The sequence below is a fragment of the Gordonia sp. CPCC 205515 genome (genome assembly GCF_048537925.1).
Lineage (GTDB): Bacteria > Actinomycetota > Actinomycetes > Mycobacteriales > Mycobacteriaceae > Gordonia.
In genome coordinates this window covers 64151-77005 of record NZ_JBCLVJ010000020.1, presented here as the reverse complement: position 1 = coordinate 77005, position 12855 = coordinate 64151, and the positions used below count along the sequence as shown (strand labels likewise).

General features: G+C 67.3%; 13 protein-coding genes. 9 read left to right on the top strand and 4 right to left on the bottom strand.

The genetic code is table 11. From position 1 onward, the window contains the following. Window positions 1-20: 20 nt before the first annotated feature. Window positions 21-1046: a methionine synthase gene (locus tag AAFP30_RS25830; protein WP_419232905.1), complete on the top strand. Its 1026-nt coding sequence runs from the start codon at window positions 21-23 to the stop codon at window positions 1044-1046. 7 nt (window positions 1047-1053) lie between these two features. Here the strand turns inward: AAFP30_RS25830 and AAFP30_RS25825 are convergent, their stop codons facing one another. Continuing rightward, entirely contained in the window at window positions 1054-2646 is a 1593-nt protein-coding gene (locus AAFP30_RS25825) for an SLC13 family permease (RefSeq protein ID WP_419232904.1), read from the bottom strand. Window positions 2647-2789: 143 nt separating this feature from the next. On the opposite strand from AAFP30_RS25825, the gene AAFP30_RS25820 reads away from it, so the two are divergent. Both AAFP30_RS25820 and AAFP30_RS25815 read left to right on the top strand, forming a co-directional pair. Beyond that, window positions 2790-3641, top strand: coding sequence for an S-methyl-5'-thioadenosine phosphorylase (locus AAFP30_RS25820; RefSeq protein WP_419232903.1), 852 nt, complete (start codon window positions 2790-2792; stop codon window positions 3639-3641). Continuing rightward, window positions 3638-4696 carry an NAD-dependent epimerase/dehydratase family protein gene (locus tag AAFP30_RS25815; protein WP_419232902.1) on the top strand — a complete coding sequence of 353 codons (1059 nt, stop codon included), beginning with the start codon at window positions 3638-3640 and terminating at the stop codon, window positions 4694-4696. The genes AAFP30_RS25820 and AAFP30_RS25815 overlap by 4 nt, the downstream gene beginning before the upstream one ends. Here the strand turns inward: AAFP30_RS25815 and AAFP30_RS25810 are convergent. From AAFP30_RS25810 to AAFP30_RS25800, 3 genes are read right to left on the bottom strand one after another with little or no spacing between them, the layout of a single operon-like run. Continuing rightward, window positions 4670-5704: a sensor histidine kinase gene (locus tag AAFP30_RS25810; RefSeq protein ID WP_419232961.1), complete on the bottom strand. Its 1035-nt coding sequence runs from the start codon at window positions 5702-5704 to the stop codon at window positions 4670-4672. The genes AAFP30_RS25815 and AAFP30_RS25810 overlap by 27 nt on opposite strands. Before the next feature lie 38 nt (window positions 5705-5742). Beyond that, window positions 5743-6441: a response regulator transcription factor gene (locus AAFP30_RS25805; protein ID WP_419232901.1), complete on the bottom strand. Its 699-nt coding sequence runs from the start codon at window positions 6439-6441 to the stop codon at window positions 5743-5745. An 18-nt stretch (window positions 6442-6459) separates the two neighbouring features. Continuing rightward, complete coding sequence (locus AAFP30_RS25800; protein ID WP_419232960.1) at window positions 6460-7809, bottom strand: hypothetical protein; 1350 nt, start codon at window positions 7807-7809, stop codon at window positions 6460-6462. Between the two features lie 145 nt (window positions 7810-7954). Here AAFP30_RS25800 and AAFP30_RS25795 point away from each other — a divergent pair, with 145 nt between their 5' ends. The 6 genes from AAFP30_RS25795 to AAFP30_RS25770 are packed head-to-tail and all read left to right on the top strand — an operon-like array spanning window position 7955 to window position 12718. Next, entirely contained in the window at window positions 7955-8611 is a 657-nt protein-coding gene (locus AAFP30_RS25795; RefSeq protein WP_419232900.1) for a glycosyltransferase family 2 protein, read from the top strand. Continuing rightward, window positions 8608-9291 (top strand): TIGR04282 family arsenosugar biosynthesis glycosyltransferase, encoded by a 684-nt coding sequence (locus tag AAFP30_RS25790; protein ID WP_419232899.1) that lies wholly within the window; start codon window positions 8608-8610, stop codon window positions 9289-9291. The genes AAFP30_RS25795 and AAFP30_RS25790 overlap by 4 nt, the downstream gene beginning before the upstream one ends. Beyond that, window positions 9288-9938, top strand: a complete 651-nt coding sequence (locus AAFP30_RS25785) for a class I SAM-dependent methyltransferase (protein ID WP_419232898.1) — start codon at window positions 9288-9290, stop codon at window positions 9936-9938. The genes AAFP30_RS25790 and AAFP30_RS25785 overlap by 4 nt, the downstream gene beginning before the upstream one ends. Continuing rightward, window positions 9935-11101 (top strand): molybdopterin-dependent oxidoreductase, encoded by a 1167-nt coding sequence (locus AAFP30_RS25780; RefSeq protein ID WP_419232897.1) that lies wholly within the window; start codon window positions 9935-9937, stop codon window positions 11099-11101. Before AAFP30_RS25785 ends, AAFP30_RS25780 begins: the two co-directional genes overlap by 4 nt. After that, window positions 11101-11538 (top strand): hypothetical protein, encoded by a 438-nt coding sequence (locus tag AAFP30_RS25775; RefSeq protein ID WP_419232896.1) that lies wholly within the window; start codon window positions 11101-11103, stop codon window positions 11536-11538. The genes AAFP30_RS25780 and AAFP30_RS25775 overlap by 1 nt, the downstream gene beginning before the upstream one ends. Before the next feature lie 31 nt (window positions 11539-11569). Continuing rightward, on the top strand, window positions 11570-12718 hold the full coding sequence (locus tag AAFP30_RS25770) for a metallophosphoesterase (RefSeq protein ID WP_419232895.1): 1149 nt from the start codon (window positions 11570-11572) through the stop codon (window positions 12716-12718). Window positions 12719-12855 lie beyond the last annotated feature (137 nt).

Below are 12855 nucleotides of genomic sequence, written 5' to 3'. Positions count from 1 at the left end.
AGATGAGAAAGGTACCCGAGATGAACACACTCCTGCCCACCACGATCGTCGGTAGCCTGCCCAAACCGTCATGGCTGTGCGAGCCCGAGAAGCTGTGGTCACCGTGGAAGTTGCGAGACGACGAGCTGCGCGACGGGAAACTCGACGCCCAGACGCTCGCAGCACATGAGCAGCGTCGCGCCGGGCTCGACATCATCAGCGATGGTGAACAGACGCGTCAGCATTTCGTGACCACGTTCATCGAGCACCTCAGCGGCGTCGACTTCGATCGACGTGAGACCGTGCGCATTCGCGACCGCTATGACGCGAGCGTCCCCACAGTTGTCGGCGCGGTGAGCCGCGAGAATCCGGTCTTTGCCGCGGACGCGAAGCACCTTCGCGCCGAGACCGACCAGCCGATCAAATGGGCTCTTCCCGGGCCGATGACGATGATCGACACGCTCTACGACGACCACTACAGGAGTCGAGAGCAGCTTGCGTGGGAGTTCGCGACGATCCTGAACCAAGAAGCAAAAGACCTCGAAGCAGCCGGCGTCGACATCATCCAGTTCGACGAGCCGGCGTTCAACGTGTTCTTCGACGAACTCAAGGACTGGGGCGTCGCGGCGCTCGAGCGCGCCACCGAGGGGCTTGGCTGCGAAACCGCCGTGCACATTTGTTACGGCTACGGCATCAAGGCCAACACCGATTGGAAGGCAACGCTCGGGGCCCAGTGGCGCCAGTACGAGGAGTCGTTTCCACTGCTGCAACAGTCCTCGATCGACATCGTGTCGCTCGAGAGCCACAATTCGCGGGTGCCTGTCGATCTCACCGAACTGCTTCGGGGCAAGAAGGTCATGCTGGGAGCGATCGATGTGGCGAGCGAAACGATCGAGACGCCCGAAGAGGTCGCCACCACGCTGCGCAACGCACTCCCCTTTGTCGACCCAGGCAAGCTCTATCCCAGCACCAACTGTGGGATGGCGCCGCTGCCTCGACGCGTCGCACGAGACAAGATGATCGCGCTCGCCGCTGGAGCTGAACTTCTCCGCTCGGAGCTCTCCTAGTGTTGTGTCACAGCGTAATTCCGAGCGCCCATGCGAACACGGTGTAGGTGGCGATGGTGATGAGCACGATGCCGATGAGATTGAGCCACACGCCACCGCGGACCATCTGACCGATTGTCACGTACCCGCTGCCGAACGCGACTGCGTTGGGTGGCGTCGCAACCGGGAGCATGAAGGCACACGTCGCGGCGAGCGCCACCGGGACGGTCAACAGCAGAGGATCCAGATTCATACCCATCGCGACGCCGCCCGCGACCGGGAGGAAGGTGGCCGCGGTGGCGGTGTTGCTGGTGATCTCGGTCAGGAAGATGATGGCTGCGGCCGCGGCAACCACCAACAGCCACACCGGAATCGAGTCCAGTCCGGCAGCCACCTCACCGATCCAGTCGGTCAGTCCGCTGGAATCGAATTGTGCCGAGAGTGCGAGTCCGCCGCCGAACAGCAGCAGCACACCCCACGGGAGTTTGACGGCCGTCTCCCAGTCGAGCAACCGCACACCCGGTGTCACCCCGCTCGGCAGCAGGAACAGCAGCACCGCAGCCGTGATCGCGATCCCCGTATCCGAGATCGGCGGATTGTCGTCCCAGATCAGTGGCACGCAGATCCAGGACAGCGCGGCGAGACCGAAGATGATGCCTACTCTCCGTTCACCTTTCGACATCGATCCCAGTGACGTCAGTTCGTCGGAGATCAGTTGCCGACCGCCGGGAATGTCGTCGATCTCCGGCTTGAACATCACATGGGTGAGGATGTACCAGGTGATCACCAAGAAGATCACTGCGAGGGGTACGCCGGCGATCATCCACTCGAGGAAACCGATGGTGATCCCCTGCTCCTCCAGGTAGCCGACGAGCAAGGTGTTCGGCGGGGTGCCAATGATGGTGCCCAGGGAGCCGATCGACGCCGCGTAGGCGATGCCCAACATGAGTGCGGTGCCGAAATTGCTCTTGACGACGATTTCGGTGATGGTCTCCGCATCTGCCTCCTCGCCCTCGGGCCCGGCGGAGTTGTGTATGTCGAGAACCAGGACAAGGACCGACACACCGATCGGGATCATCATCACGGCCGTAGCCGTGTTGGAGACCCACATCGACAGGAATCCGGTGGCGATCATGAAACCGGCGACCACCATCGTCGGCTTGGTTCCCACGGCGCGTACGGTGACGAGCGCTATGCGGCGGTGCAGATTCCATCGTTGCATCGCGAGGGCGATGAGGAAGCCGCCCATGAACAGAAAGATGATGCTGTTGCCGTAGGCGGCACCGACGTCGTTCACCGCGACGTCGGAGTCGAAGATCGGGAAGATGATCAACGGCAGCAGCGCGGTCGCCGGGATCGGGATGGCTTCGGTCATCCACCACAGACCCATCAGGACCGCGGTGGCCGCGGTCAACCGTGCGCTGTGGTCGACATCGTCGGGCATCGCCAGATACACGACGACGGCCAGCACCACGCCCGCCACCAGGCCGATCCGTTGCCGCATTCGCTGACGGGGCGCCACTTCTTCGGCCCGCTCACCCGCGGAACGCTCCTCGACCTCGTCGAAGTCACCCCTCCGGCTCGGGCGCTCCTCCTGGTCAGGCTTCTCCGGTCGCGACATCGGTACCTCCAGTGCTGGTGAGGTCAGCCTAGTGACAACCTGGTCCGAAATGTCCGTTTTTGGATCACCCGCAGCCGTGACGAAAGTATGACCAAGTCGCCGAGACCATGGTCAGCGCGCCGACAGCGGGCCACGATCGAATCATGCTCACCGACAATCACACCTCGGACGCCGCGATCGGCATCATCGGCGGCTCCGGCTTCTACCGCTGGCTCGCCGATTCGGCGGCCGACACCGACCTCGACACCCGCGCGGTCACCACCCCATTCGGCGATCCGTCGGCGGAGGTGACCGTCGGGACAGTGAGCGGACGGCGAATCGTGTTCCTGCCCCGGCACGGAACGGCCCACGAGTACCTCCCGCACGAAATCCCCTACCGCGCGAACCTGTGGGCGCTACGATCGCTCGGTGTCCGCGCGATCGTCGCAGCGTCGGCGGTGGGCAGCCTGCGGTCCGACGTCGCGCCCGGCAGCATCGTGGTCCCCGATCAACTCGTCGACCGGACCTCAGGGAGGGCCCAGACCTACTTCGATCGCACCGGTTTCGCCGCGGGCATGCCCGGCCCGGTACATACCGCGTTCGCGGATCCGTATTGCGCCCGCTTGCGTTCCGCGTTGACCGCAAGCGGCACCGACGTCCAGGACGGCGGCACCATGGTGGTGATCGACGGCCCGCGATTCTCCACCCGGGCGGAAAGTCAGTGGTATGCGCGGCAGGGGTGGTCGCTGATCAACATGACCGGACATCCCGAGGCGGTCCTCGCTCGCGAGCTGCAGATGTGTTACGCGACAGCCTGTCTCGTCACCGATCTCGACGCGGGTGTGGCGAGCGGCGACGGCGTCACCGCCGACGAGGTGTTCGCTCGCTTCGCCCGTCACCTACCGGAACTCATTGCGGTACTGGAGGAGTCGGTCGGCCACATCGACCCCGGTACCACATGTGACTGCGCCCAGGCCGACTACGATGTCGATGCCCTCCTCGGGGTGCCCGCGTGACCCGCGTGCTGTTGACCGGTGCCGCCGGGTTCATCGGCTCCCAGATCCGAGAGCTGCTCGCCCGCCGAGGGGTCGATGTCGTTGCGGTGGACGCGCTTATTCCGCAGGCACACTCGTCCGGCGCGGCGCCACGCGGTATCCGACGGATCGACGTTCGCGATCTCGATGCGCTGACCGACATGTTGGCCGGCATCGACGTCGTGTGCCACCAGGCCGCGATGGTCGGCATGGGCACCGACATGTCCGACGCACCGCTTTATGCCGGACACAACGACCTGGGCACCGCCACCCTGCTTGCCGCCATGGACCGCACCGGATGTCGGCGGCTGGTGCTGGCATCATCCATGGTGGTCTACGGCCACGGCGCATTGCGTGGTCCGGGTGGCGAACTCGTGACCTACCCGCCGGCCCGTCGGCGTGCCGATCTTGATGCCGGCGACTATGAGCCGCACCTCCCCGACGGCCGTCCGACGTCGTGGGCGTTGACCACCGAGGACGCACCCCTGACCCCGACCAGCATCTATGCGGCAAGCAAAGTGGCGCAGGAGAATTACGTTCGCGCCTGGTCCATCACCACCGGCGGATCGGCGATCGCCCTGCGGTATCACAACGTGTACGGCCCCGGCATGCCGCGCGACACACCCTATGCCGGGGTGGCGTCGATCTTCCGCTCGAGACTCGAGCGCGGACTGGCCCCGATGGTGTTCGAGGACGGCGGACAGATGCGGGATTTCGTGCACGTATCGGATGTCGCGGCCGCCAACGCGGCCGCGATCGAGCTGCTGCTCGCCCGTCCGAGCCAGGAGTTCACACCACTCAATATCTGTTCCGGACAGCCTGTTTCGGTCGGCGAGGTGGCGACGATCCTCTCCGGGCACCGCGGCGGCCCGGTACCGGTCATCACCGGCGAGGTGCGCCCCGCCGATGTCCGGCACATCGTCGCCGACCCGGCACGCGCACGGGCCACCCTCGGATTTGCCGCATGCATCTCACCCGAAGAGGGTCTGCGCGAGTTCGCCGACGCTCGTCTACGGCCGTCGGTGGGTGTCGGCTGACCGGGTCACCGACGCGGCTTTCGGACGCGCCGTGCCGCCGGGCAGGGTCACCTCGAATCGACTGCCCGCGTCGGTGTTCGATGCGACGATGAGCCCGTCGTGGGCGGCGACGAGACCCTGGGCGATCGCCAGTCCCATCCCGGAACCGACGGGAAGTCCGGCGCTGTTGACCGGTGTCCGGGCGGCGGTGCCGCGGTAGGCCATCTCGAAGATGCGCGGCAGGTCCTCCTCGGCGATGCCGCCGCCGGTGTCGGTCACGCCGATCGTGACGTCGGTGCCGCCGGATGCGACCTGAATGCGGACCGATCCGCCGTGCGGGGTGTGCGCGATGGCGTTCACCACGAGATTCGTCAGTACCCGCGACAGGGCCGTCGAACTGGCAACGACCGGCACGGCAGTCGGCGGCAGGTCGACGTCGAGGCATACCTCGGCGCGGCGGGCCGCGGCAGTCAGCGCGCCGGCCACCTCGTCGACGACCTCGCGGACGTCCAACGGCTCGAAATCGAGACGGAGAGCACCGGAATGGATACGCGACATCTCGAACAGGTCGTCGACCATCTGCGATAGCCGGACGGTGTTGACGTCGATCTCGCGCGCGAAATCCACCACCTCGTCGGGTGAGGTCACCACACTGTCGCCGAGTGCTTCGGCCAACGCCTTGATGTCGGCGAGGGGGGTGCGCAGATCGTGACTCACCCAGGCGATGAGTTCGCGGCGGGACCGTTCGGCGGCCCGCTCCTGATCGCGCATCTGACGTTCCCACACAGTGCGTTTCGCTTGCGCGCGGCTGAGATAGAGGGCGGCCGGCGCAGTGACCAGTGCGACCGCCGCGAGCACCGTCGCGATCTTGGTGATGTCCCCGGTGAACATGAATCCGCTGACGCCGAGGACCCCGACGAAGGTGGCCACCAACGGGAGCAGCACGATGACGACCATGTTGGCGCGCAACGACATCCCACGCATCAGGAACAACAGCGCGGTGCCGAGGAGCATGATCGGTGCCGTCATGGCGACGGCGACCAGCAGGATGTGCGCGGTGCTCGCGGTCACCGGGTCTCCTCCCGGGTCGCATCGGCCGGCGTCCACCGGTAGCCGCGACCCCACACCGTTTCGATCCGAGTGGCATCGCCGAGCTTCGCGCGTAACCGTTTCACGTGCACCGTCACCGTCGATACGTCACCGAAGTTCCACCCCCACACCCGCTCGAGCAATTCCTCCCGGGTGAAGACGGTGTCGGGGTTGCGGATGAGGAAGACGAGCAGGTCGAACTCCCGTTTCGTGGTCGACACCGGGGTGCCATCGACGTGCACCGCGTCGCCGGCGAGATTGACCCGGATGCCACCGTCGGCCAGTTCGGTGACCGCGCCCTCGGCCGGAGTGGCCTGGGCGCGCCGCAACACCGAGCGCACCCGCAGGCTGAGTTCCTTCGGGCTGAACGGTTTCGCGACATAGTCGTCGGCGCCCGATTCCAGTCCGGCGACCCGGTCCTCGGCTTCGCCGAGTGCGGTCAGCATGATGATCGGCAGGTCGGGTCGCGGGCCGTGACGAATTGTCTGGCACACCGAGATGCCGTCTCCCTCGGGCATCATCACGTCAAGGATGGCCAGGTCCACGGCGCCCTCTGCGACGATGGACAACGCGGCGGCGCCGGTGCCGGCCAGCAGCACCGTCATGCCGTCGCGCTCCAGGTACCGTCTGACCACATCAGCAACGACGGGGTCGTCGTCGGCCACGAGAATCCGCATCGATCATCAACTTTCGCGTCACCAGTAGGTTAACAACAAATGGTTGACGGCGAGCGCGACCGCGGCCTGCGCGACCAGCCAGACCCGGACGTGGCGGCGGGGCAGTAGGCCGGTGGCCACGATCAGCCAGAGCGAGAACGGCAGCCAGATGCGTTCGGTCTCGGCCTTGCTCAGGGCACTGAGGTCGGCGGCGAGCATCGCGGCCAGCCCGCCGATGACCAGGAGCGCGGGGCCGTGTCGCCAGATGTCGCGCTGCCCGAGCCGGCCGAGCCCGGCGATCGTGGCGGGACCCACGGCGATCGCGACGGCGGCGAGGTTCGCCCACCCCCAGTACGCGAAGGGCCGCTCGCTGGCGATGCCCTGGTAGTAGCGCACCACCACCGCGTGATAGCCGTCGAACCACCAGAACCCGGCGAGCCGGAACGCGGCGACCACCGCCAGCGCACCGATCACGGCGACCGGCAACGGTCGTGCGGTGCGGGCCGCGATGAGCACGGCGAGCGCGACGGCGCCGATGAGGACGAGTCCGTAGTTGAGGAAGATGGCGAAGCCGAACAGTACTCCCGCGGCGAGGGCGGTCAGGATCGACACCGTGTGGCGGGTGGTCGCGGCGATCGCCAGGAGCGCCACACCCCAGGCGGCGACTCCCATGAAGTAGCCGTCACCGGACACCCCCACCCACACCCAGCCGGGGAACAGCACCAGGAACGGTAGACACCGCCGCGCCCACTCTTCCGACCCGATGCGCCGCACCGTGATCAGCACCGCGGCGACCGCACTGGTCCCCACAAGCACCACCCATGCGGCGGCCCAGCCGCCACCGCCCAATCCGATCCGGTCGAGCCAGACGAACGTCAGCAGCGCACCCGGCGGGTGGCCGGACACATGCGTCGTCCACGAATCCGGTTGGTAATCGGGGATTCGTCGGGCGAAGTCGTGCAGCATCGGCCCGATCGCCCGGACGCCGGGCACCGCCGAGAGGTATTCGTCCGGACGCTCGAGTCGGCCGGCGACACCGCGCTGCCAGCCGTCGACCAACGCGAGGCTGACCGTCCACGCCGCCGCCGTCGCCCACCCGACAAGCAACAACCGGTTCCAGCCCAACGTGTGCGCATTTGAGGGCAGCCACGCCACCACCGCGATCACGATGAGGATCGCCGGCGCAGTGCCGATGCCGAGATGCGGCAGCCAGTGCGCGAACAGCGGAGGAGCCTGCGCGAAGATGGTGCCCTTCAGCGACGGGACGAGCACGAGCGGGACCAACGCGGCCGTCGCGACGAGGCCTGCGGCGATCAGGACGCACACGACGTCGCGCCGGACCGTGGGCCCGGTCTCCCCGGGGTCGTCGACGGTGTCCGGCACATCCACCGGATCGGCAATCGGCACAGTTTTGTCCACGCCCCAACGGTATTGCGGATCGGTGCCCACATCGATGGATATGACCGGGACGTCACACTTCCGTCACCGCCGCATGCCTTCCCGAACAGCGGATCGGCGCCTAGCGTCGGAAATCATGACAGCCAAACATGTTTCGGTGGTGATCCCGTGCCGCGACGAAGCCGGGTCCATCGCCGCGGTGGTCTCCCGCGTGCCGGCAGGCATGGAGTGCATCGTGGTCGACAACGGCTCCATCGACGGCACCGGTGAGGTCGCGGCCGCGTCGGGTGCACGCGTCATCGACGAGCCGCGCCCCGGGTACGGCGCCGCGGTGATCGCGGGCATCGCCGCCAGTACCGCCGACGTCATCTGCACCGTCGATGGTGATGGCTCCCTCGACCCCGCCGAGTTGCCGACCCTCCTCGCTCACCTCGACAAGGGCGCCGATCTCGTCGTGGGCCGACGACGCCCGGTATCGGTGCGGAGCTGGCCGGTGCATGCGCGCCTCGGATCCCTGGGTACGGCATGGTATCTGCGCCACCGGCACGGCCTACCGGTGCACGACATCGGCCCGGTGCGTGTCGCCGCCCGATCGACCCTGCTCGAGCTGGGGCGTCTCGACCCGGAGTCCGGGTACCCGGTGGAACTGCTGGTGCGTGCCGCCGAACGGCGGCTGTCGGTGGTCGAATGCGACGTGCGGTACTCCCCGCGCACCGCGGGCCAGTCCAAGGTGTCCGGGTCCCTGGCCGGGTCCTACCGCGCCGCACGCGATTTCGTGGCGGCGCTATCGTGACGAGAGCCATCCTGATCATCGCCAAGGCGCCGGTCGCCGGCCTGGCCAAGACCCGCCTCGCACCCCGGTTCGGTCCGCGCGGCGCGGCGCGCCTGGCGGCCGCGGCACTCATCGACACCGTCACCGCCGCACTGCGTGTACCGCACACCGAGGTGATCGTCAGCTACACCGGTGATCTCACCGGGGCCGAACGCGCTGACGAGCTTGGTTCGCTACTGTCGCGATGTGTGACCATCGGACAGCGTGGCGGCGGTTTCGGCGCCCGCCTTGCCAACGCCCATTCCGACGCTGCGGCAATGGGATTCGACCGGGTATTGCAGATCGGGATGGATACGCCCCAGATCACCGCCACCAACCTCGACGAGGCCCTGAACCGCTTGGACCCCGACGCGCCACGATGTGTCCTCGGCGATGCGGCCGACGGCGGCTGGTGGGCATTCGGCACAACGGGCGCCCGCGGCGCCGCCGCGCTGGCGACCGTGCCCATGTCCCAACCCGATACGGGTCGGCGGACACGCGCGGCGCTGCGCCGATCCGGGCTCCGGGTGGATGACCTGGCCACCATGACCGACGTCGATCTGCCCGGCGACGTCGACGACGTCGCCCGGCTGTGCGCCCCGGACAGCGAATTCGTGCGCGCGGTAACGGCGCTGGCCCCGGCAACCACGGTGCTGCGATGAGTACGGCGCACCGGATGACCGATGTGTTCGATGCGGTGTTCGCCGCCGACCGCTGCATGCTGCATCACGCCGACGGATCGGTGCGCATGCTGCCCCTCGCGCGCTGGCGCGGCGAGGACCATACCGGCGCCGAGCGTGCCTTCGACCTCGAGGTCGTCGCCCGATGCCGCAGCGCCACCATCGATCTCGGTTGCGGCCCGGGACGCCTCGTGCGTGCTCTCGCCGCCCGGAACGTGGTCGCGCTCGGTGTCGACCGGTCCCAGGTGGCCGTGACCATCGCCGAACACCACGGCACCGCAATACTGCATCGCGACATCTTCGACCCGTTACCACGGGAGGGACACTGGTCCACCGCACTCCTCATCGACGGCAACATCGGGATCGGCGACGACCCGCTCCGCGTGATCCAGCGTGCGCGTCGACTCATTCGTCGTGGCGGTTCGATTCTGGTCGAGATCGATCCCGACGTCGAGCATGTTGAACACGACACCGTGCGAGTGGAATCGGTTGCCGGACTCGGCGACTGGTTCGGCTGGGCACGAGTAGGTCTCCTGGGTATCGAGGACATCGCCCACGAGTCCGGATTGATCGTCGGCACGACCTGGCAGGTGGCCGATCGTCACGTCGCGGAGCTGGTCCGTCCATGACCGACACCGCGAGCGCGTCCGACACCGATGCCGGCATCCGGGACTCCCGGGTGACCGCCCGGATCGGGCTGACGCTGGCGGTGACGTTCGGGATCTGTTTCGCCACTGGGCTGCTCAGTCACTGGATTCAACACCCGCCCACGTGGTTTGCGTGGGTGGCTCACCCCGTCTGGCTCTATCGGGTCACCCAGGGCGTACATGTCATCTCCGGCGTGGTGTCGATACCGCTGCTGCTCGCCAAACTCGCGGTGGTGTACCCGAAGCTCTTCGACCGGCCGCTGATCGGGTCGCCGGTGCGCGGATTGGAACGTCTGTCGATAGCGGTCCTGGTGTCGGCGAGCATCTTTCAACTGTTGACCGGCCTGCTGAACATCGCGCAGTGGTATCCGTGGAAGTTCTTCTTCACCACCACTCACTACGCGATGGCCTACGTGGTGATCGGCGCGCTGGCCGTGCACGTGGCGGTGAAGCTCCCGATCATCCGCGATGCTCTGCAACGCCCGACGACCCCTCCCCCAGCCGCGAATCCGGATGCGGCACAGAGGTTACTGCGTCGTCTACCTCCACCGCGGGTGGGGATCGAGCGACGCACCCTGCTACGCCTCACCTGGGGTGCCGCCGGAGTGGCCGCGCTCGCGTTCGCCGGGCAAACCGTGGCGTTCCTGCGGCCGATCGCCTTCCTCGCGCCACGCAGTGGCACTGGGCCGCAGGGACTTCCGATCAATCGGACCGCGCAAGCGGCCGGGGTGACCCGGACGGCGGCCGACCCGGGCTATCAACTCACGGTGGTCGGACGTCGCGTCACGCGTCGGCTGACGCTCGACGACCTGCGCGCGTTGCCTCGGCACGGCGTCGACCTACCCATCGCGTGCGTCGAGGGATGGAGTGTCGGCGCCGCCTGGTCCGGTGTCCGCATTCGGGATCTCGCTGCTCTGGTGGGAGATTCGGGAGAGGACGGCATCAGGGTGATCTCGCTGGAACGCGGCCTGTACGCGATCAGTCAGCTCCCCGCCGCGCAGTCGACCGATCCACTCACGCTGCTCGCGTTGGAGCTCAACGGTTCCGAGCTCGATCTGGACCACGGGTATCCGTGTCGGTTGATCGCACCGAATCTGCCCGGGGTGATGCAGACCAAGTGGGTCAGCCGGATAGAGGTGCTCTGATGATGCGCACCGTTCGCGTCCTGCTCATCGCCGCCGGGGTCATCGCGTGCGGCTACGGCGCCTGGATGATCCTGCATTTCTCGATCGCCGACCTCGTGTCCGTCGCGATCTGGCTCGTGCTCGGTCTCGCCGTCCACGACGCACTGTTCGCGCCCGCGGGACTCGTCGCTTCCCAAGCGATCCGACGCATCCTGCCACCACGCTGGGCCCGCCCGATCCTCATCGGCATCGCGTACACCGTGGTCCTGGTGTTGTTGTCGTTGCCCGTCCTACTGCCGCGGCCGGCAGGCGAACGACCCGACAACGCCACCATCCTCGACCGCCCGTTCGGTCTGGGGCTGGCCCTGGCGATCGCCGCGGTCTGGGTGGCGGTCGCGGTAGGTGCACTGATCACGCGGCGCCGGCGCCGACCAATCCGGTCGCCGTCCGATCACTGATCCCCGCCCGACGCCGCCTATCGTGGAGCATGTGTTTGCCGTCGTCCCCGCCCTCGTCCTCGGCCTGATCACCTTCTGGTTCTACCGACGGCTGATCCGGGCGACGGCGATTCCGCGCCCGTGGTCATGGATCGGTGCGGCCATCCTCATCGCGCTCTGGGCGCTGGTACTCATCGCCTTCGCGTCGGGGAGCCTCCTGAATCCGGCGTGGGCGCGGTTCCCCGCCGCGATTGGCATGACGTGGATGGCGGTCGGCCTCTATCTCTCGCTCGGCATCATCCTGATCGGCGGCGCGTCGTTGATCGCGCGGCTGGTGCATCGACTCCGGCCCTCCGATGACGCGGTGTTCGCGCGGCGGCGACTGGCCGCACTACGGGTATCGACCGCCATCCTGGTGGTCGGTTCGCTCGGTACAGTCGGCTACGGACTGACCGAAGCAGCCGACCCGAAGGTGACCACCAGTCAGGTTCAGTTCGACCGCCTCCCAGAGGGTTTCGACGGTATGCGCGTCGCGGTGATCTCCGACCTCCACGTCGGCCCCGTACGCGACCGCGGGTTCACCCAAGACGTCGTCAATACGGTGATGGCCCAGTCCCCCGACCTGATCGTGCTGCCCGGCGACCTGATCGACGGAACAGTCGCGCTCGTTGGAGACGATCTCGAGCCACTGCGCGGGTTATCCGCACCCCTCGGGGTGTTCGCCGTCAGCGGCAACCACGAGTTCTACGCCGACGACGGCGGGCACTGGTTCGATCGCTGGCGGGAACTCGGGATCCGGCCGTTGCTCAACGAGCGTGTCGCACTCCAGCGCAACGGCTCGACCATCGACCTGACCGGCATTCAGGACCGCACCGCGCCGGAACCCTATGCACCCGATCTCGCCAAGGCGCTCGCCGGGCGGGACCCGACCCGGTTCGTGATGCTGGCCGCGCACGAACCCCTCCAGGCCGAAGGTGCGTCGGATGCCGGCGTCGACTTCCAGATGTCGGGGCACACCCACGCCGGACAAATCTGGCCGCTGCGCTATCTCGTGCCGCTGCAACAGCCAACCGTCGAAGGACTCGATCACATCGGCAACACGACGATCTACACCACCCGCGGCGCCGGGGCGTGGGGACCGCCGGTGCGGGTTGCCGCGCCGCCGGAGATCAGCATTCTCGAACTGGCAGCGGCACGCTGACCGCTCGCACGACCTGTTACTGACGCGGAGATGCCACACCCGGCGGATTGATGGACCGTTGACAAGCGCGACACCAAAGGTCATGCTTAACTGAACCGCAATCTGAATACGCCCGTATTCAGATTGACGGCAAGCCC

Bases quoted from the DNA above. Each gene is read 5' to 3' on its own strand.
- AAFP30_RS25830 (WP_419232905.1), top strand. From the start codon at position 21: ATGAACACACTCCTGCCCACCACGATCGTCGGTAGCCTGCCCAAACCG.
- AAFP30_RS25805 (WP_419232901.1), bottom strand. From the start codon at position 6,441: ATGCGGATTCTCGTGGCCGACGACGACCCCGTCGTTGCTGATGTGGTC.
- AAFP30_RS25825 (WP_419232904.1), bottom strand. From the start codon at position 2,646: ATGTCGCGACCGGAGAAGCCTGACCAGGAGGAGCGCCCGAGCCGGAGG.
- AAFP30_RS25780 (WP_419232897.1), top strand. From the start codon at position 9,935: ATGACCGACACCGCGAGCGCGTCCGACACCGATGCCGGCATCCGGGAC.
- AAFP30_RS25785 (WP_419232898.1), top strand. From the start codon at position 9,288: ATGAGTACGGCGCACCGGATGACCGATGTGTTCGATGCGGTGTTCGCC.
- AAFP30_RS25820 (WP_419232903.1), top strand. From the start codon at position 2,790: ATGCTCACCGACAATCACACCTCGGACGCCGCGATCGGCATCATCGGC.
- AAFP30_RS25795 (WP_419232900.1), top strand. From the start codon at position 7,955: ATGACAGCCAAACATGTTTCGGTGGTGATCCCGTGCCGCGACGAAGCC.
- AAFP30_RS25810 (WP_419232961.1), bottom strand. From the start codon at position 5,704: ATGACGGCACCGATCATGCTCCTCGGCACCGCGCTGTTGTTCCTGATG.
- AAFP30_RS25775 (WP_419232896.1), top strand. From the start codon at position 11,101: ATGATGCGCACCGTTCGCGTCCTGCTCATCGCCGCCGGGGTCATCGCG.